Source organism: Roseicella sp. DB1501 (assembly GCF_013112485.1).
Taxonomy (GTDB): domain Bacteria; phylum Pseudomonadota; class Alphaproteobacteria; order Acetobacterales; family Acetobacteraceae; genus Paracraurococcus.
Genome location: NZ_JABFHG010000003.1, coordinates 58,525 through 82,570 on the forward strand (window position 1 = coordinate 58,525; position 24,046 = coordinate 82,570).

At 70.5% G+C, this 24,046-nt stretch carries 23 protein-coding genes; 20 read left to right on the plus strand and 3 right to left on the minus strand.

The window, feature by feature from the left end; all coding sequences use genetic code 11:
• Nucleotides 1-14: 14 nt before the first annotated feature.
• The 8 genes from HJG45_RS06590 to HJG45_RS06625 all read left to right on the plus strand — a co-directional run bounded on the left by HJG45_RS06590 (nt 15) and on the right by HJG45_RS06625 (nt 10,173).
• The gene (locus tag HJG45_RS06590; RefSeq protein WP_171611321.1) at nt 15-1,298 is read left to right on the plus strand and encodes a PotD/PotF family extracellular solute-binding protein; all 1,284 of its coding nucleotides are present in this window, start codon (nt 15-17) and stop codon (nt 1,296-1,298) included.
• Between the two features lie 91 nt (nt 1,299-1,389).
• Nucleotides 1,390-2,469 (plus strand): pyrimidine utilization protein A, encoded by a 1,080-nt coding sequence (gene rutA, locus HJG45_RS06595; protein ID WP_171611322.1) that lies wholly within the window; start codon nt 1,390-1,392, stop codon nt 2,467-2,469.
• Complete coding sequence (locus HJG45_RS06600) at nt 2,469-3,386, plus strand: ABC transporter permease (RefSeq protein ID WP_171611323.1); 918 nt, start codon at nt 2,469-2,471, stop codon at nt 3,384-3,386. The genes rutA and HJG45_RS06600 overlap by 1 nt, the downstream gene beginning before the upstream one ends.
• Nucleotides 3,383-4,237, plus strand: coding sequence for an ABC transporter permease (locus HJG45_RS06605; protein WP_368040527.1), 855 nt, complete (start codon nt 3,383-3,385; stop codon nt 4,235-4,237). Before HJG45_RS06600 ends, HJG45_RS06605 begins: the two co-directional genes overlap by 4 nt.
• Before the next feature lie 10 nt (nt 4,238-4,247).
• Nucleotides 4,248-5,261, plus strand: coding sequence for an ABC transporter ATP-binding protein (locus HJG45_RS06610; protein ID WP_171611324.1), 1,014 nt, complete (start codon nt 4,248-4,250; stop codon nt 5,259-5,261).
• Nucleotides 5,262-5,320: 59 nt separating this feature from the next.
• Complete coding sequence (locus HJG45_RS06615; protein ID WP_171611325.1) at nt 5,321-6,910, plus strand: ABC transporter substrate-binding protein; 1,590 nt, start codon at nt 5,321-5,323, stop codon at nt 6,908-6,910.
• 285 nt (nt 6,911-7,195) lie between these two features.
• Entirely contained in the window at nt 7,196-8,644 is a 1,449-nt protein-coding gene (locus HJG45_RS06620; protein ID WP_171611326.1) for an amidohydrolase family protein, read from the plus strand.
• 116 nt (nt 8,645-8,760) lie between these two features.
• Complete coding sequence (locus tag HJG45_RS06625; RefSeq protein WP_254452334.1) at nt 8,761-10,173, plus strand: amidase; 1,413 nt, start codon at nt 8,761-8,763, stop codon at nt 10,171-10,173.
• A gap of 18 nt (nt 10,174-10,191) precedes the next feature.
• Here HJG45_RS06625 and HJG45_RS06630 read toward each other — a convergent pair whose 3' ends face one another.
• Entirely contained in the window at nt 10,192-11,400 is a 1,209-nt protein-coding gene (locus HJG45_RS06630) for an MFS transporter (RefSeq protein WP_171611328.1), read from the minus strand.
• A 309-nt stretch (nt 11,401-11,709) separates the two neighbouring features.
• Between HJG45_RS06630 and HJG45_RS06635 the strand changes: the two genes are divergently transcribed.
• From HJG45_RS06635 to HJG45_RS06645, 3 genes are read left to right on the plus strand one after another with little or no spacing between them, the layout of a single operon-like run.
• Complete coding sequence (locus tag HJG45_RS06635) at nt 11,710-12,864, plus strand: Gfo/Idh/MocA family protein (protein ID WP_171611329.1); 1,155 nt, start codon at nt 11,710-11,712, stop codon at nt 12,862-12,864.
• 5 nt (nt 12,865-12,869) lie between these two features.
• Nucleotides 12,870-14,027 carry a dihydrodipicolinate synthase family protein gene (locus tag HJG45_RS06640; protein WP_171611330.1) on the plus strand — a complete coding sequence of 386 codons (1,158 nt, stop codon included), beginning with the start codon at nt 12,870-12,872 and terminating at the stop codon, nt 14,025-14,027.
• Nucleotides 14,028-14,038: 11 nt separating this feature from the next.
• Nucleotides 14,039-14,854, plus strand: coding sequence for a sugar phosphate isomerase/epimerase (locus HJG45_RS06645; RefSeq protein WP_171611331.1), 816 nt, complete (start codon nt 14,039-14,041; stop codon nt 14,852-14,854).
• 10 nt (nt 14,855-14,864) lie between these two features.
• Here HJG45_RS06645 and HJG45_RS06650 read toward each other — a convergent pair whose 3' ends face one another.
• Nucleotides 14,865-16,118 carry an alpha/beta fold hydrolase gene (locus HJG45_RS06650; RefSeq protein ID WP_217362852.1) on the minus strand — a complete coding sequence of 418 codons (1,254 nt, stop codon included), beginning with the start codon at nt 16,116-16,118 and terminating at the stop codon, nt 14,865-14,867.
• A gap of 128 nt (nt 16,119-16,246) precedes the next feature.
• Between HJG45_RS06650 and HJG45_RS06655 the strand changes: the two genes are divergently transcribed.
• The 9 genes from HJG45_RS06655 (at nt 16,247) to HJG45_RS06695 (ending at nt 23,278) form a co-directional block, all read left to right on the plus strand.
• Nucleotides 16,247-17,584, plus strand: coding sequence for an ABC transporter substrate-binding protein (locus HJG45_RS06655; protein ID WP_171611332.1), 1,338 nt, complete (start codon nt 16,247-16,249; stop codon nt 17,582-17,584).
• 49 nt (nt 17,585-17,633) lie between these two features.
• Nucleotides 17,634-18,512 carry a phytanoyl-CoA dioxygenase family protein gene (locus tag HJG45_RS06660; protein ID WP_171611333.1) on the plus strand — a complete coding sequence of 293 codons (879 nt, stop codon included), beginning with the start codon at nt 17,634-17,636 and terminating at the stop codon, nt 18,510-18,512.
• 61 nt (nt 18,513-18,573) lie between these two features.
• Nucleotides 18,574-19,002 carry a low affinity iron permease family protein gene (locus tag HJG45_RS06665; RefSeq protein WP_171611334.1) on the plus strand — a complete coding sequence of 143 codons (429 nt, stop codon included), beginning with the start codon at nt 18,574-18,576 and terminating at the stop codon, nt 19,000-19,002.
• A 46-nt stretch (nt 19,003-19,048) separates the two neighbouring features.
• Complete coding sequence (locus HJG45_RS06670) at nt 19,049-19,621, plus strand: AAA family ATPase (protein WP_171611335.1); 573 nt, start codon at nt 19,049-19,051, stop codon at nt 19,619-19,621.
• A 48-nt stretch (nt 19,622-19,669) separates the two neighbouring features.
• The gene (locus tag HJG45_RS06675) at nt 19,670-21,103 is read left to right on the plus strand and encodes a LutB/LldF family L-lactate oxidation iron-sulfur protein (RefSeq protein ID WP_171611336.1); all 1,434 of its coding nucleotides are present in this window, start codon (nt 19,670-19,672) and stop codon (nt 21,101-21,103) included.
• Between the two features lie 3 nt (nt 21,104-21,106).
• Nucleotides 21,107-21,520, plus strand: coding sequence for a GFA family protein (locus HJG45_RS06680; protein WP_171611337.1), 414 nt, complete (start codon nt 21,107-21,109; stop codon nt 21,518-21,520).
• 6 nt (nt 21,521-21,526) lie between these two features.
• Nucleotides 21,527-22,291, plus strand: coding sequence for an LUD domain-containing protein (locus HJG45_RS06685; RefSeq protein WP_171611338.1), 765 nt, complete (start codon nt 21,527-21,529; stop codon nt 22,289-22,291).
• A 10-nt stretch (nt 22,292-22,301) separates the two neighbouring features.
• The gene (locus tag HJG45_RS06690; RefSeq protein WP_171611339.1) at nt 22,302-22,916 is read left to right on the plus strand and encodes a Smr/MutS family protein; all 615 of its coding nucleotides are present in this window, start codon (nt 22,302-22,304) and stop codon (nt 22,914-22,916) included.
• The gene (locus HJG45_RS06695; RefSeq protein ID WP_171611340.1) at nt 22,913-23,278 is read left to right on the plus strand and encodes a helix-turn-helix domain-containing protein; all 366 of its coding nucleotides are present in this window, start codon (nt 22,913-22,915) and stop codon (nt 23,276-23,278) included. Before HJG45_RS06690 ends, HJG45_RS06695 begins: the two co-directional genes overlap by 4 nt.
• 20 nt (nt 23,279-23,298) lie before the next feature.
• On the opposite strand, the gene HJG45_RS06700 is transcribed toward HJG45_RS06695, so the two are convergent.
• Nucleotides 23,299-23,829, minus strand: coding sequence for a hypothetical protein (locus HJG45_RS06700; RefSeq protein WP_171611341.1), 531 nt, complete (start codon nt 23,827-23,829; stop codon nt 23,299-23,301).
• Nucleotides 23,830-24,046: the final 217 nt, after the last annotated feature.

The window sequence follows — 24,046 nt, forward strand, 5'->3', positions numbered from 1 at the left end:
AGGAGGCCCTGCCGATGCCGCACGATCCGCCGCCCGGGACACCGCGCCGCACCCTGATCAAAGCCGCGCTCGGCGCCGCCGCCGGATCGGGCGCCCTCACCGGCTTCCCCACCATCTGGGCGCAGAACATCAAGGACATCACCCTGCAGCATGCCGGGCCGCCGGTGACGGCGATCGGGCAGATCGCGGAGCAGGCGAGCAAGGATCTCGGCTTCACCGTCCGCATGCAGGCGGTCGAGGGCGCCGACCTGCTGAACCGCTTCCTGTCGCAGTCGAGCGCGATCGACGTGGCGGATGTGGCGCTCACCTATCTGCGGTACCTGGTCGGCCGCAACGTGTTGCAGGCGATCCCGCTGGCGAAGATCAAGTACTGGGATCAGACCATCCCGCTCTTCACCAAGGGCGAGTACCCGGACGGGCGGCGCGCCTCGACGCAGGGCATCGCGCCCTATGGCGTGCTCTACGTCACCGGCGCCGATGCCAAGTCCTTCTCCGACGGCCCGAGCGACTGGCTGAGCGGCATCCCCTCCGTCACCAATGCCGACACGCTCGGCATCCGGCCCGATCTCGTCGGGCGGCCGGTGACGAGCTGGGCCGACCTTCTCGACCCCGCCTTCAAGGGCAAGGCGGCGCTGCAGGACCAGCCGACGATCGGCATCATCGACGTCGCCCTCGCGGTCGAGGCGCGCGGCGCCGCGACCTATGGCAACAAGGGCAACATGACCAAGGCCGAGATCGACAAGACGATCGGCCTGATGATGGACATCAAGCGCAGCGGCCAGTTCCGTTCCTTCTGGACCACCTTCGACCAGTCGGTGAACCTGATGGCCTCGGGCGAGGTGGTGATCCAGTCCATGTGGTCGCCGGCCGTCTCGGCGGTGCGCACCCGCGGCATCCCCTGCACCTTCCAGCCGCTGAAGGAGGGCTATCGCGGCTGGGGCTACACCTTCGGCATGATGAAGCACCTGACCGGGTTGAAGCGCGACTGCGCCATCGAATACGCCAACTGGTACGCCTCGGGCTTCCAGGGCGCCTTCATCGCCCGGCAGGGCTACTACTCCGCCCAGCCGGAGACCGCCCGCAAGTACCTCACCCCGGCCGAGTGGGACTACTGGTACGCCGGCAAGCCCGCAGCGACCGACCTGCCGGACCCCTTCGGCAAGCCCTCGATCAAGGCTGGCGAGCTGCGCGACGGCGGCGCCTTCTGGGAGCGCATGGGCAACATCGCGGTGTGGAATTCGGTGATGGACGAGGACCGCTACCTCACCCGCCGCTGGAACGAATTCATCTCGTCCTGAAGCCGGCCGCGCCCCGCCCTTTCCTTCGACCGCGTGATCGAGCCCCGCCGGCAGCATCGCCCCGGGTGCTCAGCTCCAGGAGCGATGTCGCATGCAACTCGGTGTCTTCATCCCCATCGGCAACAATGGCTGGCTGATCTCGACCACCTCGCCCCAGTACATGCCGAGCTTCGACCTGAACCGCACCATCGTCGAGAAGGCGGAGCGCTTCGGCTTCGACTTCGCCCTGTCGATGATCAAGCTGCGCGGCTTCGGCGGACCGAGCGGCTTCTGGGACCACAACCTCGAAAGCTTCACCCTGATGGCCGGGTTGGCGGCGGTGACGAGCCGCATCCAGCTCTTCGCCACCTGCGCCGTCCTCACCCTGCCGCCGGCCATCGCCGCCCGCATGGCGGTGACCATCGACAGCATCTCGCAGGGCCGCTTCGGGGTGAACCTCATCACCGGCTGGCAGCGGGCGGAATACACGCAGATGGGCCTCTGGCCCGGCGCCTCGCACTACCAGCGGCGCTACGACTACTGCGCCGAATACGTCACCGTCATGAAGGAGCTCTGGACCACCGGCCGCTCCGACTTCAAGGGCGATTTCTTCCAGATGGAGGACTGCCGCTGTAGCCCGCTGCCGCAGGCCCATATCCCCATCATCTGCGCCGCGCAGAGCGATGCCGGCACGCGCTATGCCGCCGAGCATGCCGACTACAATTTCTGCGCCGCCTTCGGCGTCAACCAGCCGAAGGCGGTCGCGCCCAGCGTCGCCCGGCTGGTGAAGGCGACGGGCCGGGACTGCGGCGCCCTGGTGCTCACCATGATCATCGCCGACGAGACCGATGCGGCGGCGATGGCGAAGTGGGAGCACTACAAGGCCGGCGCCGATCTCGAAGCGCTGGCTTGGCGCGACGCGCAGGCGGGCGACGATCCCAGCCGCGACCCCTATGCCGGCCCGAATCGCCGCAAGACGCTGGCCGAGAACGGCAAGCCGCTGCCGACCAACCAGGGCGTCCTCTGCGGCTCCTATGCCTCCGTCGCGCGGATGCTGGACGAGATGGCGACAGTGCCGGGCGTTCGCGGCGTCATGCTGACCTTCGACGACTTCGTCATCGGCATGGAGCAGTTCGGCACCCGCATCCTGCCGCTGATGCGCTGCCGCGACGCCGTCAGCCGGGCCGCGTGATGGAGGCGGTCGAACAGGCCCCGGCTCTCGCCGCCCCGGCGCGCCCGCGCCGGTCGCTGCGGCTGACGCCGGAGGCGGTCTCCTGGCTGCAGGTCGGGCCGCTGGCCTTCATCCTCATCGTCTTCTTCGCGCTGCCGACGCTGCTCTTCCTCGTCGTCAGCTTCTTCGATTACGACCGCGTCGGCATCTACCCGGCTTTCATGCTGGACAATTACCGCGAGGTGCTGACCACGCCGGCGACGCTGCGCGTCTATCTCAGCTCGCTGAAATTCGCCTTCATCGTCTGGGGCGTCACCCTCCTTCTCGGCTTCAGCATCGCGCATTTCCTGGTTTTCCATGTCCGCAGTGGGGCGGTGCGAACCATCCTGTTCCTGCTCTGCGCCATTCCCTTCTGGACCTCGGGCATCATCCGCACCATCGCCTGGATTCCCTTCCTGGGCCGCAACGGTGCCTTCAACCAGGGGCTGATGGAGCTGCACCTCATCGACCGGCCGCTCGATTTCCTGCTCTTCTCGCCCTTCGCCGTTTGCGTCACCTATGTGCATCTCTTCACGCTGCTGATGATCGGGCCGATCGCCAATTCGATGGCGAAGATCGACCCGGCCCTGCTCGAGGCGGCGCGCGATGCCGGGGCCAGCCGCTGGCGCACCATGGTCGACGTGGTGATCCCGCTGTCGAAGACCGGTATCGCCCTTGGCTCGATCCTGGTCTTCACCCAGGTCATGGGCGACTTCTTTGTCGTCAAGCAGATGAGCGGCGGGCAAAGCGCCTCGATCGTCTCGGCGCTGGCGACCGAGATCCAGGCCATGCAGTACCCGCCCGCCGCGGCCAGCGCGATGCTGCTCGTCCTCTTCGTCGCCATCATGGTGGCTGGGATGATGCGCGTGGTCGATGTGCGGCAGGAGTTGGTGCGGTGATCGCCATCGGCGCCCGCGGCCGGGACCCGCGCGAGAGACGCCCCTGGACCTTCTACGCGCTCGCGGTGCTGATGGGGACCTTCCTGCTCTTTCTCTACGGCCCGATGTTCGTCATCTACCTGCTGTCCTTCCAGGGGCCGAATGGCGGCGTCACCTTCCCGATGGTCGGGTTCTCGACCGTCTGGTTCGAGGACATCGTGAAGCCGGGCCAGATGGCGAACATCCCGGTCTCCTTCGGCCGCTCGATCCTGCTCGCCAGCATCGTCAGCCTCATCACCGTCCTGGTCTCGGTCGCGGCCGGCCTCGGCTTCCGTCGCCGCTTCCGCGGCTCGGGCATCCTCTTCTACCTCGCCGTCGCCAGCCTGGTGATGCCGAGCCTGCTGGTCGGCTTCGGCATCGGCCTCGGCTTCCAGCTTTTCGGCTGGCAGCCCGACCTGCTGAGCTCGGCCCTCGCCGCGCAGCTCACCTGGACGCTGCCCTTCGGCCTCTTCGCCATGTTCGCGGTCTTCAATCGCTTCAACCGCTCCTACGAGGAGGCGGCAACGGATCTGGGGGCGAATGCCTGGCAGCGGCTGCGCTGGGTGACGCTGCCGATCCTGCTGCCCGGCATCCTCGGCGTCGCCATGGGCGCCTTCACCCTGTCCTATGACGAGTATGCCCGCACGACGCTGGTGGCCGGCAACCGCAACACCCTGCCGCTCGAGATCTACGCCCTGATCTCGAGCTCCACCTCGCCGACGCTCTTCGCCATCGGCACGCTGACCACCACCGTTTCCTTCGTGGTGATCGGCATCACCCTGGCGCTGGTGCTGCGGATGCAGCGGCGTCGCGCACTGGCCCGGACGGGCTGAGGATCGATCCATGGATACCAGCGGTCTGCGCCTCGAGCACCGGTACGATGTCGAGCTGGTCGCGGTCACCAAGCGCTATGGCGGCACCGTCGCGGTGGACGGCATCTCGCTCCGCATCCCCCGCGCCACCTATTGCTGCCTGCTCGGTCCCAGCGGCTGCGGCAAGACCAGCACGCTCCGCATGATCGCCGGTCACGAGGTGGTCTCCGAAGGCGACGTGCTGATCCACGACACGAACGTCACCGACCTGCCGCCCGTCCGGCGCGGCACGGCAATGATGTTCCAGAGCTACGCCCTCTTCCCGCATCTGACCTGCCTCGACAACGTCGCTTTCAGCCTGAAGGCGCGCGGCGTGCCGAAACCCGAGCGGCACCGGCGGGCGCGCGACTACCTGGCGCGGGTGCATCTGCAGGATTATGCGGAGCGGCTGCCGGGCCAGCTCTCCGGCGGTCAGCAGCAGCGGGTCGCGCTCGCCCGCGCCCTCATCACCGAGCCGCGCATCCTGCTGCTCGATGAGCCGCTCTCGGCGCTCGATCCCTTTCTGCGCGGCCAGGTGCGGGAGGAGCTGAAGCGGCTGCAGCGCGAGCTCGGCATCACCTTCATCCATGTGACGCACAGCCAGGACGAGGCAATGGCGCTTGCCGACATGATGGTCATCATGGAGGCCGGCCGCATCCGCCAGGCCGGGCCGCCGCGCGAGGTCTTCGAGCGGCCGGCCGATGCCTTCGTCGCCCGCTTCATCGGCGGCCACAACATCCTGCGCGACGATACCGGCATGGTTGCCGTGCGGGCCGACCGCTGCCGGCTCGGCATGGCCGCGGGCGCCCCGCACATCCGCGGCCGCGTCGCGGCGGTGGAGTATCAGGGCAGCAGCGTGCGTGTCGCCCTCGCGGTGGATGACGGGCCGGCGCTGTCCGTCGTCATGCCGGATGACCGCTTCTTCGCCGGGCCGGTGCAGCCGGGCGAGGAGGCGGCGCTCAGCTGGTCGGCGCAGGACGCGCACGCCATCCCCGAACGCGCCTGACTCCTTCGCCGGGGTCCATGGCGACAGATGCCAACCAGGGAAAGATGGGAACCAAGCCCATGCATCGCCGGAGCCTCTTCCTCGCCGCCGCATCCCTGGCCGCGGCGCCGCTTGCCACGCCCCGCCTTGCGCGCGGCCAAGCGGGCAACGTGCTGAACTTCGTGCCTTATGCCGATGTCGCCGCGACCGATCCCATCTGGAGCAGCACCTATGCGACGCGGACCTCGGCGCTTGCCGTCTTCGACACGCTTTACGGCGTGGACGAGACGCTGGTCGCCCGGCCGCAGATGGTCGAGGGCCATGTCGTCGAGGATGACGGCAAGCGCTGGACGCTGACGCTGCGCGACGGCCTGGTCTTCCACGATGGCGAGCGGGTGCTGGCGCGCGATTGCGTCGCCTCGATCCAGCGTTGGGGCCGAAGGGACGGCTTCGGTCAGGCGCTGTTGGCGGCGACGGAGGAGCTGAGCGCGGCGGATGACCGCCGCATCGTCTTCCGCCTCAGGCGCCCCTTCCCGATGCTGCCAGACGCGCTGGCGCGGCCGAGCGCGTTGGTCTGCGCCATGATGCCGGAACGCATCGCCCGCACCGATCCCTACACCCAGATGCCGGAGGTGATCGGCAGCGGTCCCTTCCGCTACCTGTCCGCCGAGCGCGTGCCCGGCGCGCGCGTGGTCTACGAGAAGCACGCCGCCTACCGGCCGCGCAGCGAGGGCAGGCCGAGCTTTACCGCCGGGCCGCGGCTCGCCCTTCTCGACCGCGTCGTCTTCAACGTCATGCCCGACCCGGCCGCCGCCGCCGCGGCCCTGCAGGCCGGCGAGGTGGACTGGATCGAGCAGCCGCTGATCGACCTGCTGCCGCTGCTGCGCCGCTCGCGCGACATCACCGTGGAGGTGAAGGACCGCTCCGGCTATCTTGGTCAGTTCCGCTTCAACCATCTGCACCCGCCCTTCGACAAGCCGGCAATCCGTCGCGTCATCCTCGCCGCGATCAGCCAGGCCGATTGCATGAAGGCGGTGGTCGGCAGTGAGGAGGCGATCGCCAACAGCCAGGTCGGCATCTACACGCCGGGCTCGCCCTTCGAGACCGATGCCGGCAAGCCGCCAGCGCCGCCCGCGGATCTGGCGCCGCTGAAGCGGGCGCTGGCTGAGGCGGGCTACAAGGGCGAGCGCGTGGTCATGCTCGCCGCCGCCGAGGTGCCGCGCATCAGCGCGGTCTGCGAGGTGACGCGCGACGTGCTCTCACGGCTCGGCGTCAATGTCGACTACGTGCAGGCGGATTGGGGTACCATCGGCGCTCGCACCACGAGCAAGGAGCCGGTCGAGCGCGGCGGCTGGAGCTGCTACTGCACCTATGTCGGCGGCATCGATGCGATGAGCCCGGCGGTGCATTCGGCATTGCGCGGCAACGGCACCAATGGCGGTCCGGCCGGCTGGCCGAGCAGCGCCCGCATCGAGGAGTTGCGGGCGCAATTCTTCGCCGCCCCTGATCTCGCCGGGCAAAAGGCGGCGACGCGCGCGCTGCAGCTTCAGGCCTGGCAGGACGTGCCCTTCGTGCCGCTCGGCCAGTTCATCCAGCCCGTCGCCTACCGCAAGGTGCTGACCGGCATGCTACCCGGCGTGCCGCTCTTCACCAACATCCGCAAGGCCTGATCCGGCCTTCGGCGATGTCGGCGCGCTGCCGGTGGGGCTGCCGTCGGCCGGCGGCATGACCCGCATCGCGGCGAAGCCGCGCCTGCCGCGAGACCTGACTTCGCAGGTTGATCTCGACGGCATCAGCTTCGTCAGCAACGATCATTTTCTGCCCGTCATGCAGCGGACGACCGCCGCACCGGAGGCGCAGCTCGCTGCGCCGATCGCTGGTGGGTGCATTTCTAGCTTGCAGAGTCAGGGCAGGGCTGCGGACATCGAGGGGCTCAGAACCAAGGGGGAAACGACATGGCATTCGGAAGCCGAACCGCCGGCAAGCACCCCTTCCATGGGATCGGCTGCGTCTGCCACCGGCCGGAATTGCAGCAGGCATCGCGGCGGCTGGACGCGTTCAGCCGCCGCCAGACCATGGCAGGGATCGGCGGAGCCTGGCTGACCGCCAGCGCCGTGACGCCGGCCATGGCGCAGCCGGCGCCGCCGAAGTCAATTCTGTTCCGTCAGGCCCGGCTGTTCGACGGCACCGCCGATGGGTTGCGCTCCGGCATGCAGGTGCTCGTCCAGGACGGCACGATTGCCGCGGTCGATGCGGCGGGCAATCCTCCGCCGCAGGCTGCACTTGTCATCGACTGTGCGGACCGCGTGCTCATGCCAGGGCTGATCGACGCGCATTGGCATTCGCTCTTCGCGGCCGTGCCAGTGACGGAGCTGCTCACGGGCGATCCCGGCGCCATCTTCACGGCCTCGACCGCCGAGGCGCAGCGGACATTGCTGCGCGGCTTCACCACGATACGCGACCTCGGCGGGCCGGCCTTCACCTTCAAGCAGGCCATCGATCGCGGGGTGATCCCGGGGCCGAGGATCTACCCATCGGGCGCGATGATCACAACCTCCGGTGGGCATGCCGACCTGCGCATGTTGTCCGAGCTGCCGCGCAACCCCGACAGGCTCAGCCTGATCGAGAAGGTCGGCGGCGCCATGATCACCGACAGCCTCGGCGAGCTGCGGATGCGCATCCGGGAGCAATTGCTGCAGGGCGCGTCGCAGGTGAAGCTGGTCGGCGGCGGCGGCGTCTCCTCGCCGCGCAGCCCGCTGGACATGTCGACCTTCGGCGAGGCCGAATTGCGGGCGGCGGTGGAGGTGGTCCAGGACTGGAACACCTACATGACGGTCCATGCCTTCGCGCCGAACACCGTTCAGCGCTCCATCGCCGCCGGCGTCGCCTGCATCGAGCATGCGCATCTGATGGACGACCGGACGGCGGAACTCATGGCCGAGAAGAAGGTCTGGCTCAGCACCCAGCCCTTCCTGTCGGAAGCGGATTCCGTGCCGCTGACCGGCCCGAGCCGCGACCGGCTGGCACAGGTCATCGCCGGCACGCCGCGGGTCTATGCGCTGGCGCGCAAGCACGGCATCCAGACGGCCTGGGGATCGGACATCCTGTTCTCGCCGCAGATGACGCCGCGCCAGGGCACGATGCTGGCGCATCTCGGGCAATGGTACTCGAATGCCGAGGCGCTGCGCATGGCGACCTCGGTCAATGGCGAGTTGTTGGCGCGCTCTGGACCGCGCAACCCCTATCCCGGCAAGCTCGGCGTCGTGCAGGCGGGCGCGCTGGCCGACCTGATCCTGGTCAATGGCGATCCGCTGGCCGATCTCGGTCTCGTTGCCGACCCCGCCCGGAATTTCCAGATCATCATGAAGGGGGGCGTGATCCACAAGAACACCCTCGGCGCATAACGGGCCAGTAACGGGCCAGACCCGCCGGCCATCCGGTTGACAGCCGAGCCGGACCCCCGAAGCTAGCCGCCGGGACGGAACGACCGGTCTGGTTTCAGGGGCAGCGGGCGATGGATATGGATGAGATCGGCTATCTGGGCGTGACCGAGCTCGGCGCGCTCTACCGGGCGCGCAAGCTCTCGCCGGTCGAGGCGGCGAAGGCGGTGCTCGCGCGCATCGAGCGCATCGAGCCGAATGTGAACGCCATGATGCGCTGCACGCCGGAGCATGCGCTGGCCGCGGCCCGCCACTCCGAGGCGGTGTTCCAGCAAGGCGGTGCTGCCCGCCTGCTCGAGGGCATTCCGGTCACCATCAAGGACCTGCAGCCGACCAAGGGCGTGCAGACGGACTACGCTACGGCGGTGATGCAGGGCACGATCCCGGATGCCGATGCGCCGGTGGTCACGCGGCTGCTCGATGCCGGCTGCATGATGCTGGGCAAGACCACCTCCGCCTCCGAATGGGGCTGGAAGGGCGTCAGCCAGGCGCCGATCTCGGGGATCACCCACAATCCCTGGGGCAAGGGGCTGAATGCCGGCGCCTCCTCCTCCGGTGCCGGTGTCGCCGCCGCCTGCGGCTACGGTCCGCTGCACCAGGGCGGCGACGGCGCCGGCTCGATCCGCATGCCGGCGCATTTCTCCGGCGTCTATGGGCTGAAGCCGACCTATGGCCGCGTGCCGAGCTGGCCGATCTCGAACAACGATCTCGCCACCCATGTCGGGCCGCTGACGCGGAGCGTGGAGGATGCCGCGCTGATGCTGCAGGCGATGGCCGGGCCGCATCCCTGGGACTTCACCTCGCTGGAATCGCCGCCGCAGGATTATGCCGGGCAGCTCGGCGCGGCGAGCATGAAGGGCAAGCGGATCGGCTTCACGCGCGACCTTGGCCATGCCCGGGTCGACCCGGAGGTGGCGGAGCTGGTGGCCAAGGCGGTGACGGCCTTCGAGGCGATGGGCGCGCATGTCGAGGAGGTGACGCCGCCCTGGGGGCCGCTCGGCCCGGAGCTGGCGCGCTTCTTCTGGCCGGCGACCTTCACGGCCCGGCTGCGCTACCTGCCGGAATTCGAGAGCCGCATGGATCCCGGCTTCGTCGCCATGATCAAGTCGGCCGCCGGCTTCACCGTGCCGCAGTTCATGCAGATGCGTGAGCGGCGCTTCGCCTATATCCAGGCGATCCACGAATTCATGGAGGGCTACGATTTCCTGCTGTCGCCGGCGGTGAGCGTCGCCGCCTTCCCGGCGGACCGGCTGCAGCCGGAGCATTGGCCGCAGCACGAATGGGACTGGCTGATGTGGGCCGAGTTCTCCTACCCCTTCAACTGGTCGGGCAGCCCGGCGGCGAGCCTGCCCTGCGGCTTCACCCCGGCCGGCCTGCCGGTCGGGCTGCAGATCGTCGGCCGGCGCTTCGACGATCTCGGCGTGCTGCAGGCGAGCGCGGCCTTCGAGGCGGCGCGGCCCTGGGCGCAGCATCGGCCGCCGCTCGCGCGCTGACGCGGCGGCAGCCCTGCGTCAGGCCGGGCTGAGACGCCCGGCCCGCAGCCGCGGCAAGGGCGGGAAGGCGAGGGCGATCGCCACCGCGCCGAGACCGACGGCGAGCGAGGCGAGGTGCATCCCCGCATAGCTGCCGAACCTGTCGAAGATCCAGCCGCCGACCGCCGGCCCGATCGCCATGCCGAGACAGGAGAGCATGGTCGCGGCGCCGAAGACTGTGCCCATGATGTGCGGGCCGAAATAGTCGCGCGCCAGGGCCGCGTAGAGCGGCATCACGCCGCCATAGGCGAGACCGAAGAGGGCGGCGACGGCGTAGAACTCGCCGAGGCTCCGGGCCGGCAGGAAGGCCGCGATCGCCAGCGCCTGCAGCACCAGCCCGCCGATCAGCACCGGCTTGGCGCCATGGCGGTCAGCGAGCAGGCCGAGCAGCAACCGCCCGCCGAGGCCCGCCAGGCCTTGCAGGCTGTAGACGCTGACCGCGGCCATCGCGGAGACGCCGCACACCATGGCGTAGCTCACCACATGGAAGATCGGCCCCGAATGCGCGAGGCAGCAGGCGAAGAAGGTTGCGCCAAGCACCATGAACTGCCGGGTGCCGAGGGCCTCGCGCGCGGTGAGACGCTGGTGCCCCGGCAGGCTCGTCGCGGCGCCGGCGAGGGTCATCACCGGCGGGCGGCGCAGCAGCAACGCGACGGGCAGGACCACGGCCCAGGCGGCGAGGCCGATGATGAGCTGCGCGCTCCGCCAGTCGTGCCGGGTGAGCAGCCATTGCGCGAATGGCGCGACGATGACCGGCGCCATGCCAAGCCCGGCCGAGACGAGGGAGACGGCGAGGGCGCGATGCCGATCGAACCAGGCGCTGGCCGTCGCCATCATCGGCGCGAAGAAGGCGCCGGCTGCCAGCCCGAGGAAGACGCCATAGGCGAGCTGGAATTGCAGCAGGCTCGTCGCGCGGCTCGCCAGCACCAGCCCGGTGCCAAGGAGCACTCCCCCGGCGAGGCCGACGATGCGCGGCCCATGGCGGTCGCTGACCCAGCCCCAGCCGAAGGCGCCGACGCCCATGGCCAGGAAGGCGATGGTCATGGAGGCGGAGATGCCGACGCGCGACCAACCCGTCGCCGCAGTGATCGGATCGAGAAACACGGCGAGGGAGAACATCGACCCCATGCCGATGCAGCCCATCACCGCGCCGGCGGCCACGATGACCCAGCCATAGTGTCGTTGCATGCGCGTTTTCCTCCCACAGGATCCGCGCTGGCGAAGGCTGGATCCTGCCAGACCGGCATCGTCCCAGATCGCCGCCAGGTGGCAAACGGTGATCTCGCAGAGGCGCCATGCATGACGGCACCTCGCGGCGGCGATAGCGGGAGCGGAAGCGGCCGCGATGCAGAACGGCCTTCTGCATCCGGCCCGCATGCCGGGGCCATGTCCGGCTCCTGCCGCGGCTTGCCTCGCCCGTGGGTGCGCGGCGCGCTTGACCTGCGGCCGCCGCCCGGATCAAAGTAACCAACCGGTTACCCGGGGGGAGACGAAGCAATGGCGGAATGCCGCATCGGCATCATCATGAACGGCGTGACCGGCCGCATGGGCACCAACCAGCACCTGGTCCGCTCCATCGCCGCCATTCGCGCCGAGGGCGGCGTCCGCCTCGCCAATGGCGACCGGGTGATGCCCGATCCGATCCTGGTTGGCCGCAACCGCGAGAAGCTGGAGGCGCTCGCCCGCGCCCATGGCATCGCCCGTACCAGCACCGATCTGGAAGCCTGCCTGCGCGACCCGCGGGACGAGCTCTTCTTCGATGCCGCGACCACGCAGCTCCGCGCCGGGCTGATCCGCCGCGCCATCGCCGCCGGCAAGCACATCTATGTCGAGAAGCCGACCGCCGACCGGCTGGAGGATGCGCTCGACATCGCCCGCCGCGCCCGCGCGGCCGGGATCAAGCATGGCGTGGTGCAGGACAAGCTGTTCCTGCCCGGGCTGCGCAAGCTGAAAATGGTGATCGACAGCGGCTTCCTCGGCCGCCTCTGCGCGGTGAAGGGCGAGTTCGGCTACTGGGTCTTCGAGGGCGACCTGCAGCCGGCGCAGCGGCCGTCCTGGAACTACAAGGCGGCCGAGGGCGGCGGCATCATCCTCGACATGCTCTGCCACTGGCGCTACGTGCTGGACAACCTCTTCGGCGAGGTTGAGGCGGTCTCCTGCCTCGGCGCCACGCATATCCCGGAGCGGATCGGCGAGGACGGAAAGCCCTACAAGGCCGATGTGGACGACGCGGCCTATGCCACCTTCCAGCTGCGCGGCGGGGTCATCGCGCATATCAACAGTAGCTGGGTGACGCGCGTCCGGCGCGACGACCTGGCCACCTTCCAGGTGGACGGGACGCATGGCAGCGCCATCGCCGGCTTGCAGCGGTGTTGGACGCAGGGCCGCGTCAACACGCCGAAGCCGGTCTGGAACCCCGACATCCCGCAGGCCATCGACTTCTTCGCCGGCTGGCAGGAGGTGCCGGCGACGCAGGACTACCCGAACGGCTTCCGCGTGCAATGGGAGCTGTTCCTGCGCCACCTCGCCGGGGAGGTGGCGGAATTCCCCTGGGACCTGATGGCCGGCGCCCGCGGCGTGCAACTCGCCGAGGCCGGGCTGCGGAGCTGGCGCGAGCGCCGCTGGATCGACCTGCCCATGCTGGAGGCCTGAGGACCATGCCGAGCATCACCCTGCCGGGCGCCGAGGGGCTGCGCTCCTTCACCCTCAGCCCGCCGCGCGACTTCCCGCAGGCGACGCCGCCTTTCCCGCGCATCGCCCTCGCCGCCGCGCATGTGGTGGCCGACCCGCTGGCCGAGCAGGATCCCTGGCTGGATGCGAAGCTCGACTGGGACCGCACCATCGCCTATCGCCGGCACCTGTGGTCGCTCGGCCTCGGCGTCGCCGAGGCGATGGACACGGTGCAGCGCGGCATGGGGCTCGACTGGCCGGCGGCGCTGGAGCTGATCGGCCGCAGCCTCGATGCCATGCGCGACATCCCCGGCGCAGTGATGGCGAGCGGCGCCGGCACCGACCAGCTGGCGCCCGGCCCCGATGTCACCATCGACGACGTCATCCGCGCCTATGAGGAGCAGTGCGCGGCGATCGAGCGGCTGGGCGGGCGGCTGATCCTGATGGCTTCGCGGGCGCTGGCGAAGGCGGCGCGCGGCCCGGCCGATTACGAGCGGGTCTATGACCGCATCCTGTGCCAGGTGCGTGAGCCGGTGATCATCCACTGGCTCGGCGAGATGTTCGACCCGGCGCTCGACGGCTACTGGGGCGCGGCGGACCACTACAAGGCGATGGAGACGGCGCTGACTGTCATCGCCGCGCATGCCGGGAAGGTGGACGGCATCAAGATCAGCCTGCTCGACAAGGAGAAGGAGATCGCCATGCGCCGCCGCCTGCCGGTGGGCGTGCGCATGTACAGCGGCGACGACTTCAACTACCCGGAGCTCATCGCCGGCGATGCCGAGGGGTATTCGGACGCGCTGCTCGGCATCTTCGACCCGATCGCGCCGGCGGTGGGAGGGGCGCTGGCGGCGCTGTCGCACCAGGATCTCGCCAGCTTCCACGCCATCCTGGCGCCGACCGTGCCGCTCTCGCGCCATGTCTTCCGCGCGCCGACGCGCTTCTACAAGACCGGCGTCGTCTTCCTCGCCTGGCTGAACGATCACCAGGCGCATTTCACCATGGTCGGCGGCCAGCAATCGGCGCGCAGCATCGGGCATTTCGCCGAGCTCTTCCGCCTCGCCGATGCCGCCGGCCTGCTGCGCGACCCGGATCTCGCCACCCACCGGATGCGGCTGCTGCTGGCGCTGCACGGCATCGCATGAGCGCCGCCGGCATGGGCCCGGGTCCGCTCAGCCTCAACACCGTCACGGTGAAGGAGCGCTGGGACCTCGCCGAATGCATCGAGGGCTGCGCCCGGCACGGCATCCCCGGCATCTCCCCCTGGCGGGACGTGCTGGCCGCCATGGGCGTCGATGCCGCCGCGCGGCGCATCCGCGAGGCCGGGCTCAGCGTCACCGGCCTCTGCCGCGGCGGCATGTTCCCCGCCGCCGATGCCGAAGGGCGGCGCCGCGCCATCGAGGACAACCGCCGCGCCATCGCCGAGGCGCATGCGCTGCAGGCCGCCTGCCTGGTCATGGTCTGCGGTGGGCTGCCGCCCGGCTCGAAGGACCTGCCCGGGGCGCGGGCCATGGTGCGCGACGGGCTGGAGGCGATCCTGCCCGAGGCCCGCGCCGCCGGCGTGACCCTGGCGCTGGAGCCGCTGCACCCGATGACCTGCGCCGATCGCAGCGTTCTCAGCACGCTCGGCCAGGCGCTCGATCTCTGCGAGGCACTGGGCGAGGGCACCGGCGTCGCGCTCGACGTCTACCATGTCTGGTGGGACCCGGCGCTGGAGGCGCAGATGGCGCGGGCGGCCGGCCGCATCGCCGCCTTCCATGCCTGCGACTGGCTGGTGCCGACCACCGACACGGTCTTCGACCGCGGCATGATGGGGGATGGCGTCATCGACATCCCGCGCATCCGCGCCCTGGCCCAGGCGGCCGGCTATGCCGGCGCCGTCGAGGTCGAGATCCTCTCGCATCGCTGGTGGCGGGAGGAGCCGGAGGAGGTGCTGCGCCTCATGCGGGAGCGACACGCCACCGCCTGCTGAGGCCGGCGGCTCAGCCCCGCCCCGCCATCTCCTGCAGCACCGGCAGCAGATGCGGTTTCAGCCCGGCGAAATTCTCGCTCATCGGGAAATGCCCGATCCCGGGCATGATCACCGCCTGCGCGCCGGGGATCGCCGCCGCTGTCGCCCGCGTATCCTCCGGCCGGCAGGAATAGTCGAACTCGCCGGTCAGCAGCGCCACCGGGCACCGCGCGGTGTCGATGCGGCCGAGCTTGCTGCGCAGGTCGCCCTCCTCGGCGTAGAAATGCAGGTCGCCGCGGAACACGCCTGGGCCGCCCTGCATGTAGTGCCAGAGCGTCTCCCAGCGCGCCGCCTCCGGCGCCGCCGGGCCGATCAGGCCGGAGACCATGGCGCCGCAGACCTCGCCGCCATGGATGCGTGGATGGTGCAGCACCGAGAGGTCGTAATAGCTGCCGGTGAAGGCGCTGCCCTGCAGCCCGACCACGCCGCCCAGCGCCCCGGCATGCTCGGCCGCGAGGTCGAGCACGATGCGGCCGCCGATGGAGCAGCCGATGACGATCGGCCGCTCCAGCCGGAGCGCCCGCGCCACCGTCATGACCAGGCCGGTATAGGCGGCGGTGGTCAGCCGGTATTCCTCCTGCTCCCAGCCCGGCGGCGGCGAAGACTTGCCGTGCCAGGGCATGTCGAAGGCGATGCAGCGGAACTGCCGGGTGATCTCGGCATCGTTCAGCATCTCGCGCCACTGCCGGCCATCGCTGCCGGCGGTGTGCAGCAGCAGCAGCGGCCTGCCGCTCCCGGCCTCCTCGACATAGAGGCGGTGCGGCCGGCCTTCGATGTCGAGGCGGAGATAGCGGCCGGTGACCGGCTCGAATTCCGGCTCGCCCCAGGGCTGCGCCGGCACCAGCTCGCGCGGCCGCGGCGGTCCCTGGCGCAGCAGGGCGAGCGCCGCCTTGAACCAGGCGAGATGGGCGAAGAAGACCGCGGTGTCGCCCTCGATGGCGAGCGCGCCCTGGCGGCGCAGCGCCAGCAGGTCGTTCCAGCCCGGCACCGGCTCCGGCGCCAGGAAGCGCGCCATGCCCTCGGCCGAGACGCGCAGGGCCAGGGTCCAGGCGGGCAGGGTGAAGGGGCCGCGGCGCAGCTCGGCGATCAGGCCGCGGCGGATCGCCACCAGCCAGCTCCGGTCACCGATCTCGAGCAGCAGGTCCGCATCCAGCGTCGCCCCGCGGCGCGCCAGCCCCGGCGCCGCGGCGACGCGCCCCGGCCAGCCGGCCATGGCTTGGTCCATGCTCCTTCCCTCCCCTTCGTTCCGGAGCAGGCTAGGACAGATCGCCACGGGGCGCGACGGGCAGGTCATTCCACCCTGCGCCAGCCTGTTCTAGCCTGCCTCGGAATGTCCAATCGCGGGAGGAAGGAATGACTGGTCCAGAGATGCGCCGGCCCGGCCGGCGCAGGGCCATTGCGCTCGGCGCCGGGCTCCTCCTCGGCGCCCGCGCGGCGCGCGCCATCCCCGCCGCGAATGTCGCCCCGCCCAGCTACCGTCCAGAGCAGGGCGCCCGCTTGCGGGTGCTGCGCCCGGCCAAGTTCATCGACCCCGACGAGGCGATCTTCAACGCCAATTCCCGCCGCTTCACCGAGCAGACCGGCATCGAGGTGCGGGTCGATTACGTGAATTGGCCGGACATGCCGGTGCAAGTGGCGGTGGCCTACAACACCGGGCAAGGCGCCGATGTCATCATCGGCTTCGGCGCCGACCCGCATCTCTACGCCGACAAGGTGACGGAGATGACCGACCTCGCCACCTATCTCGGCGCCAAGTATGGCGGCTGGTACGAGCTGGCGCAGGTCTATGGCCGCAAGTACCGCAGCGACACCTGGCTCGGCCTGCCGATGGGCGGCAGCAGCAGCCCGGTGGTCTATCGCCGCTCCTGGATGCAGGAGGCGGGGTTCGCGGCGATGCCGAACGACCTCGGCGAATTCCTCAAGCTCTGCCAGGGGTTGAAGCGCATCGGCCACCCCGCCGGCTTCGCCCTCAGCCACGCTCCGGGCGACGCGCCGGCCTACGCCAATTGGCTGCTCTGGTCGCATGGCGCGGCGCTGGTGGACGAGGAGGGCAAGGTCACGCTGGACAGCCCGGCCACCGCCCGCGCCCTCGACTACGCCCGCGCGTTGCAGGAGACGCTGGTGCCGGGGACCATGGCGTGGAACGGCGCCTCCAACAACCGCGCCTTCGTCGCCGGCGAGATCGGGCTGACGCAGAACGGCGTCTCCATCTATTTCTCGGCCAAGACCGCGAAGGATGCGGCGCAGAACGCGGTCGCCGCCGATACCGACCATGCCGACATGCCGCATGGCAGCTCGGCCAAGGCGCCCTCGACGGCGCTGACGCTGAACGCCATGGTGCCGCGCTACACCCGCTACCCGCAGGCGGCGAAGGAGTATATCCGCTTCATGATGGAGGCGGAGCAGTACGATCCCTGGCTCAGCGGCTGCCTCGGCTACTGGTCGCAGCCGCTGAAGGCCTATGCCGAGAGTGCGGTCTGGTCCTCCGACTCCAAGCTCGCCGTCTACCGCACGGGCATGGACACGCCCTTCTACGAGGGCTTCCATGGCCCGATCAGCGCGGCGGCCGGGGCGGTGGTGGAGAATTGGGTCGTGGTCGACATGTTCGCGCGCGTCGTCACCGGCCAGCAGGCCCCGGCCGAGAGCATGCGCGAAGCCCAGCGCGCGGCGCGGCGCTGGTACCGGGGCTGAGCCCCAACCGCGCCACGGCAAAACGGAACAGAGGAACGGGAAACGCACCATGCTCACCGAAGCCCAGAAGGCGGAATACGACCGGGTCGGCGCCATCGTCGTGCCGGATGTGTTGAGTGCGGCGGAAGTCGCCGAGCTGCGCGCCGTGACCGACGGCTTCGTCGAGCGCGCGCGGCAGGTCACGGCGCATGATGCGATCTACGACCTCGAGGACAGCCACACGCCGCAGCAGCCCCGGGTGCGGCGGATCAAGGCGCCGCACCTGCATCACGAGGCCTATGGCCGGTTGGTGCGCCACCCCGGCATCGTCGCCTGCCTGCAATCCCTCTGGGGCCCCGATATCCGCTTCGACACGGCGAAGCTGAACTTGAAATCGGCCGGCTTCGGCGCCGCGGTGGAATGGCACCAGGATTGGGCCTTCTACCCGCACACCAATGACGACCTGGCCGCGGTCGGCGTCATGATGGACGACATGGAGCTCGAGAACGGGCCGCTGCTGATCATCCCGGGCAGCCACAAGGACCCGGTCGTCCATGACCATCACGGCGAGGATGGCTGCTTCTGCGGCGCCATGGACCCGGGCAGGAAGGAGGTGGATTACCGCGCCGCCGTGCCGCTGACCGGCCGGGCCGGCTCCATCACCATCCACCATGTGCGGGCGGTGCATGGCTCGGCGCCCAACACCTCGAACCGCGACCGGCGGCTGCTGCTGTTCCAATTCCGCGCCGCCGATGCTTGGCCGCTGCTCGGCTTCCCGGAGGGGATCGAGGCCTATGACCGGCTGATGGTCTCGGGCCAGCCGGGCCTCTCGCCCCGCCTCGCCCCGGTGCCGGTGCGCCTGCCGCTGCCGCCGGCGGGCAAGCAGGGCTCGATCTACGAGAACCAGAAGGGGCTAAAGAACCGCTACTTCGCCGCAGCGGCCGAGTAGATGGCGAAGGTTTAATCACCAGTATCGCAACAAATATCCGGGCACGGACGTTCGGCCGCCCATGTCTTCCTCGGAACACTCCCGTTTCGCCCGGATCGCCCAATGGGCCGCCTGCCAGACCGGCCGGCCCTGGGCCTTCATCCTTGCCTTGCTGACGGTGGTGGTCTGGGCGGTGACCGGGCCGCTCTTCGCCTGGTCCGACACCTGGCAGCTCGTGATCAACACCGGCACGACCATCATCACCTTCCTGATGGTCTTCCTCATCCAGCACGCGCAGAACCGCGACACCCAGGCGATCCATGTGAAGCTCGACGAGCTGATCCGGGCGACGAAGGGCGCGCACAACCGCCTCATCGCGCTCGAGGACCAGAGCGAGGAGGAGCTCGCCAAGGCGCGCGAGGAGCTGCGGCGCGTGGCGGAGAAGGCCGACGAGGCGACGCGGCTGATGCAGGTGCAGGAGCGGCACGGGCGTCGCCACCCGGCCAGGTGACGGCGGCCCGGTCCCGTCCGCACCGGCCCGGCAGGACGAGGGATGGATGCAAACCCCGGAGACCCGCCTCTTCGTGATCACCGGCGGCCCCGGCGCCGGCAAGAGCACGCTCATCGCGGCCCTCGCGGCGCGCGGCCTCGCCCACCGGCCTGAGACCGGCCGGGCGATCATCCAGGACCAGATGGCGATCGAGGGTCCCGCCCTGCCCTGGGGCGACCGCGCCCTCTTCGCCGAGCTGATGCTCGCCGCCGAGCTCCGTAGCCATGCCGAGGCGCTTGCTCAGGCGAGGGCCACCGGCGGTCCCGTGCTCTTCGATCGCGGCATCCCCGATGTCATCGGTTACCTCGCGGTCTGCGGCCTGCCGGTGCTGGCGCATCTGCACCGCGCCGCGCGTTGCCGCTACGCGCCGGAGGTCTTCGTCGCCCCGCCCTGGCCGGCGATCTTCGGCCAGGACCGGGAACGCCGGCAGTCCTTCGCCGAGGCCGCGGCGACGCATGCGGCGATGCTCGAGACCTATGCGGCGCTCGGCTACCGGCCGGTGCCGCTGCCGCTCGCGCCGGTCGAGGTACGGGTCGGCTTCGTGCTCGCGCGGATCGGGACATCGCCGGGGAGCCGCTGACCCGGCGCCACCGAGACGCTACACTCGCGGCCAGACAGGAGCCTGCCCGTGGTCGCCATCACCTCGCCCGCCTTCAAGGAGAATGCCGCCCGCGCCCTGGCCGATCCCGGCCTGCAGAAGGCGCTCGGCACCGCCAAGGGCGCCTTCCTGCAACGGCGCGCCCAGGCCGTGGCCAACCTGCCGGAGTTCGAGCAGCTCCGGAATATCGGCCGCGACATCAAGAACCACACCCTCGCCAATCTCGACTTCTACCTGGAAGCCTATGAGAGCAAGGTGAAGGCGGCCGGCGGTCAGGTGCACTGGTGCAGCACCGCCGACGACGCCCGCGCCGCGGTGCTCGAGATCTGCCGTAAGGCCGGCGCCAGGACGGTCACCAAGGGCAAGTCGATGATCTCCGAGGAGCTCGGGATCAACGCGCATCTGGAAGCCCATGGCATCCGCCCGGTCGAGACCGATCTCGGAGAGTACATCCTGCAGCTCCGCCAGGAGCATCCGAGCCACATCATCGCCCCCGCCTTCCACCTCAACCGCGAGGATTGGGAGGCGGATTTCCGCCGCCTGCACACCGACCTGCCGCCCGACCGCGTCTTCCACGAGCGGCGCGACATCCTGGCCGAGGCGCGTACCAAGCTGCGGGAGAAATTCCTCGCCGCCGATGTCGGCATCACCGGCGCCAATTTCCTCATCGCCGAGACCGGCAGCAGCGTCATCGTCACGAACGAGGGCAATGGCGACCTGACCCAGACCCTGCCGCGGGTCCATATCGCCCTCGCCTCCATCGAGAAGGTGGTGCCGACGCTGGAGGATGCCTGCAACATGCTGCGGCTGCTGGCGCGCAGCGCGACCGGGCAGGATTTCTCCGTCTACACCACCTTCAGCACCGGCGCCCGGCGCGAGGGCGACCTCGACGGGCCGGACGAGTACCATGTGGTGCTGGTGGACAACGGCCGCTCCAACATGATCGGCACCGAGTTCCAGGAGATGCTGCGCTGCATCCGCTGCGCCGCCTGCATGAACCACTGCCCGGTCTATGGCGCGGTCGGCGGCCATGCCTATGGCTGGGTCTATCCCGGGCCGATGGGCTCGGTGCTCACGCCCTCCCTCGTCGGCATCGAGAAGACCGGGCTGCTGCCCAACGCCTCCACCTTCTGCGGCCGCTGCGAGAGCGTCTGCCCGGTGAAGATCCCGCTGCCCGGCATGATGCGCCACTGGCGGGAGCGGGAGTTTGAGCGGCACCTGACGCCCGCGGCGCAGCGGACCAATATCGGCCTCTGGGCCTGGTTCGCCCGCCGCCCCACCGTCTATCGCTGGGCGACGCGGGCGGCGATCGGCGCGCTCGGCCTGCTCGGCCGCGGCAAGGGCGCCTTCCATTCCCTGCCGCTCGCGGGCGGCTGGACCAAGGGGCGCGACCTGCCGGTGCCCGAGCCCGGCGGCACCTTCATGGCCCGCTACGCCAAGGCGCGGCGCGGGCAGCGGGTCTGACGCATGGCCCCGCCGCTGCGCGGCAGCTGCCTCTGCGGCGGCCTGCGCTACGAGATCGCCGGCCCGCTGAGCGGCGCGCTGCATTGCCATTGCAGCCTCTGCCGCAAGGCCCACGGCGCCGTCTTCCGCTCCCGCGCCGCCCTGCGCCGGGCCGATTTCCGCTGGATCCAGGGGGAGGACCTGCTCGCCGGCTACCGCTCCTCGCCCGGCACCACCCGGCATTTCTGCCGGGTCTGCGGCTCCAGCCTCCTCTCCTCCTTCGACGACCGGCCGGAGGTGCTGGGGCTCGCCCTCGGCACGCTGGACGACGATCCCGGCCTGCGCCCGGCGTTGCATGTCTTCGTCGGCTCGAAAGCCCCATGGTACGAGATCACCGATGACCTGCCGCAATACGAGACCCTGCCGGGTGAGGGCTGAGCCGCGATGAGCAAGGACGCCATCCTCGGCGCCATCCGCCGCGGGCTGAAGCGCGGCCCGCTGCCGGCCGACCAGCAGGCGATGCTGGCCGGGCGGCTGGCCAGCCATCCGCGCCACCTGATCCCGGCCCGCTCCCGCCTGCCGCGGCCGGACCAGGTCGCGCTCTTCGTGCGCAATGTCGAGAAGGAGTTCGGCACGGTCGAGCGGGTGCCGGACCTTGCCGCGGTGCCGGCCGCGCTGGCGGAATACCTCGCGGCGCAGAACCTGCCCTCGCGCTTCGTCCTCGCGCCCAACCCGGATTTCGAGGGCATTCCCTGGACCGATCGGCCGCTGCTCACCTTCGAGCGCCGCCGGGCGCAGGCGAGCGACCAGGTCAGCCTGCAGCATGGCTGGGCCGGCATCGCCGAGACCGGGACGCTCATGCTGCCCTCCGGCCCTGGCCGGCCGACGACGCTGAACCTGCTGGCGGAGACCGAGGTGGTGGTGCTGCGCGCCAGCACCATCGTCGGCGCCTATGAGGAGGCCTGGGACCGGCTGCGGGCGGAAAGCCACGACGTCCGCTCGGGCGGCTTCATGCCGCGCAACATCATGTTCGTCACCGGCCCCTCGCGCTCGGCCGATATCGAGCAGACGCTGGAGCTCGGCGCGCATGGCCCGCGCCGCCTGCACGTCATCCTGGTGGATGACGATGCCGCCGCCCTGCCCCCCGGCGACGCCACCCCGCCGCCGCCCGTGGCGGTGCCCGGCGGGCCCGCCGCCCCGGGCGACTGAGGCGGGGGTGATGCGGCGCAACGGGGCGACGGGGGCGGGGCGTCCCGCGCCCGTCCAGCCCCGGCCACGCCACGGCCTGACCGAGGCGGAACGGGCGCTCTGGCAGCTCTACACGGTGCGGGCGCAGGTGGCGCCGCTGCCGGGCAAGGCGCTGCCGGCCCCGCCCCGGCCCGAAGCCCCGGCCGCGCCGGAGCCGCCGCCCACCCCGCGCCAGGCCCGGCTGCCGCTGCCGAAGCCGGCCGAGCGCGCGGCGCCGCATCGCGGCGTGGAGCTGCAGATCGGCCAGGCGCCGGCCGGGCTCGATGCCCGGCGCTGGCGCGCGCTGCGCCGCGGCGAGACCCGGCCGGAGCGCACCCTCGACCTGCATGGCCGCCGGGCCCAGGACGCGCATGCCGCAGTCCGCCGCTTTCTGCACGAGGCGCAGCTCGACGGGCTGCGCTGCGTCGCCATCGTCACCGGCAAGGGATCCGGGGGGCAGGAGCCGGGAGTGCTGCGGCGGGAGCTGCCGCACTGGCTGAACGCGCCGGAGCTGCGGCACCTGCTGCTCGGCGCAGCGCATTACGCCGCCGGCAACCCCGGCGCCGTGGTGCTGCTGCTGCGCCGGCTGCGGGGCCTGCGGGAATGACGCCCTTCGGCGCCCGGCTGCGCGCCTTGCGCGAGGCCTATGGCGTGACCCAGGCGGAGCTCGCCCGCGCCCTGCACGTCTCGCCGGCCTATCTCTCGGCGCTGGAACACGGGCATCGCGGCCGGCCCTCGCCGGGCCTGATCCATCAGCTCAACGAGTATTTCGGCCTGATCTGGGACGATGCCGAGGAGATGGTGCGCCTCGCCCGGCTCTCGCATCCCCGGGTGGTGGTGGACACGGCCGGGCTCTCGGCCGAGGCGACGGCGCTGGCCAACCGCCTGGCGCGGGAGATCCGCTGCCTGAAGCCGGAGACGATCGCGGCGCTGACCGCGGTGCTGGAACGGGCCGCCGAGCGGGAGTGAGGCCGCGGCCAAGCCCGGCCTCAAACCGCGCCGGAGGGCCCGCCCGGCAGCCGCACCGCATGCGTCACATGCCGCATGCCATGCGTCTTCTTGCCCACCAGCACGCCGGTATGGCGATTGTCGTAGAGCACGGCGAGGCCGAAGCCATGGCTGCGCAGCAGCAGGAAATGGTCGGTGATGCGGAGCAGGTACCAGCCCTCCTCCAGCCCGTCGCGGACAAAACGCAGCAGGCTGCGGCGCCGCTCCGGCAGCGCGACCGGCTCGTAGGGGATGCCGAGCCCGTCCAGCACGCCGAGCAGATCCCGCCAATAGGCGGTGACGATGGGCCCTTCGGGCGGATACCAGCCCGGCGCGACGCTGCGAAGCAGATGGCTGGTCTCGGCATAGCCACGGCCAGTGGCCAGGGCGAGGGCGGCCGGGCCGCACCAGGGGATCTCGCCCTGATTCTCCTCGAGCAGCGCCAGGTGCCCGCGCATCTGGACCGGCTGGTCCTTGCGATGGCCCGCCTGGTCCTCGTCTGTCGCATCGGTTGGCCGGGAGGACTGGACCATAAGGTCGGATTCCGCATCGCAGCGGTCGCGGGACCGCGTAAGATCACAGAATCGTGTATATTCACTTTTCTGTCAATCAGTGAGCTCGGACAGAGGCCAAGCGGTCCAGCGCGTGATGCGCCGAGGCCACAGGGACGGGGGGCTGGGGACAGCCTTCGTCTCGTCCCGGTGAGGGGCTCACTGCGGGAAGCCCTATACCCCGCCCGTGCCGGGCCTT

Bases quoted from the DNA above. Each gene is read 5' to 3' on its own strand.
- HJG45_RS06700 (WP_171611341.1), bottom strand. From the start codon at position 23,829: ATGGTCCAGTCCTCCCGGCCAACCGATGCGACAGACGAGGACCAGGCG.
- HJG45_RS06645 (WP_171611331.1), top strand. From the start codon at position 14,039: ATGGGCCCGGGTCCGCTCAGCCTCAACACCGTCACGGTGAAGGAGCGC.
- HJG45_RS06615 (WP_171611325.1), top strand. From the start codon at position 5,321: ATGCATCGCCGGAGCCTCTTCCTCGCCGCCGCATCCCTGGCCGCGGCG.
- HJG45_RS06680 (WP_171611337.1), top strand. From the start codon at position 21,107: ATGGCCCCGCCGCTGCGCGGCAGCTGCCTCTGCGGCGGCCTGCGCTAC.
- HJG45_RS06670 (WP_171611335.1), top strand. From the start codon at position 19,049: ATGCAAACCCCGGAGACCCGCCTCTTCGTGATCACCGGCGGCCCCGGC.
- HJG45_RS06640 (WP_171611330.1), top strand. From the start codon at position 12,870: ATGCCGAGCATCACCCTGCCGGGCGCCGAGGGGCTGCGCTCCTTCACC.
- HJG45_RS06590 (WP_171611321.1), top strand. From the start codon at position 15: ATGCCGCACGATCCGCCGCCCGGGACACCGCGCCGCACCCTGATCAAA.
- HJG45_RS06600 (WP_171611323.1), top strand. From the start codon at position 2,469: ATGGAGGCGGTCGAACAGGCCCCGGCTCTCGCCGCCCCGGCGCGCCCG.
- HJG45_RS06665 (WP_171611334.1), top strand. From the start codon at position 18,574: ATGTCTTCCTCGGAACACTCCCGTTTCGCCCGGATCGCCCAATGGGCC.
- HJG45_RS06650 (WP_217362852.1), bottom strand. From the start codon at position 16,118: ATGGACCAAGCCATGGCCGGCTGGCCGGGGCGCGTCGCCGCGGCGCCG.
- HJG45_RS06685 (WP_171611338.1), top strand. From the start codon at position 21,527: ATGAGCAAGGACGCCATCCTCGGCGCCATCCGCCGCGGGCTGAAGCGC.
- rutA (WP_171611322.1), top strand. From the start codon at position 1,390: ATGCAACTCGGTGTCTTCATCCCCATCGGCAACAATGGCTGGCTGATC.
- HJG45_RS06635 (WP_171611329.1), top strand. From the start codon at position 11,710: ATGGCGGAATGCCGCATCGGCATCATCATGAACGGCGTGACCGGCCGC.
- HJG45_RS06610 (WP_171611324.1), top strand. From the start codon at position 4,248: ATGGATACCAGCGGTCTGCGCCTCGAGCACCGGTACGATGTCGAGCTG.
- HJG45_RS06655 (WP_171611332.1), top strand. From the start codon at position 16,247: ATGACTGGTCCAGAGATGCGCCGGCCCGGCCGGCGCAGGGCCATTGCG.
- HJG45_RS06690 (WP_171611339.1), top strand. From the start codon at position 22,302: ATGCGGCGCAACGGGGCGACGGGGGCGGGGCGTCCCGCGCCCGTCCAG.
- HJG45_RS06660 (WP_171611333.1), top strand. From the start codon at position 17,634: ATGCTCACCGAAGCCCAGAAGGCGGAATACGACCGGGTCGGCGCCATC.
- HJG45_RS06625 (WP_254452334.1), top strand. From the start codon at position 8,761: ATGGATGAGATCGGCTATCTGGGCGTGACCGAGCTCGGCGCGCTCTAC.
- HJG45_RS06695 (WP_171611340.1), top strand. From the start codon at position 22,913: ATGACGCCCTTCGGCGCCCGGCTGCGCGCCTTGCGCGAGGCCTATGGC.
- HJG45_RS06630 (WP_171611328.1), bottom strand. From the start codon at position 11,400: ATGCAACGACACTATGGCTGGGTCATCGTGGCCGCCGGCGCGGTGATG.
- HJG45_RS06620 (WP_171611326.1), top strand. From the start codon at position 7,196: ATGGCATTCGGAAGCCGAACCGCCGGCAAGCACCCCTTCCATGGGATC.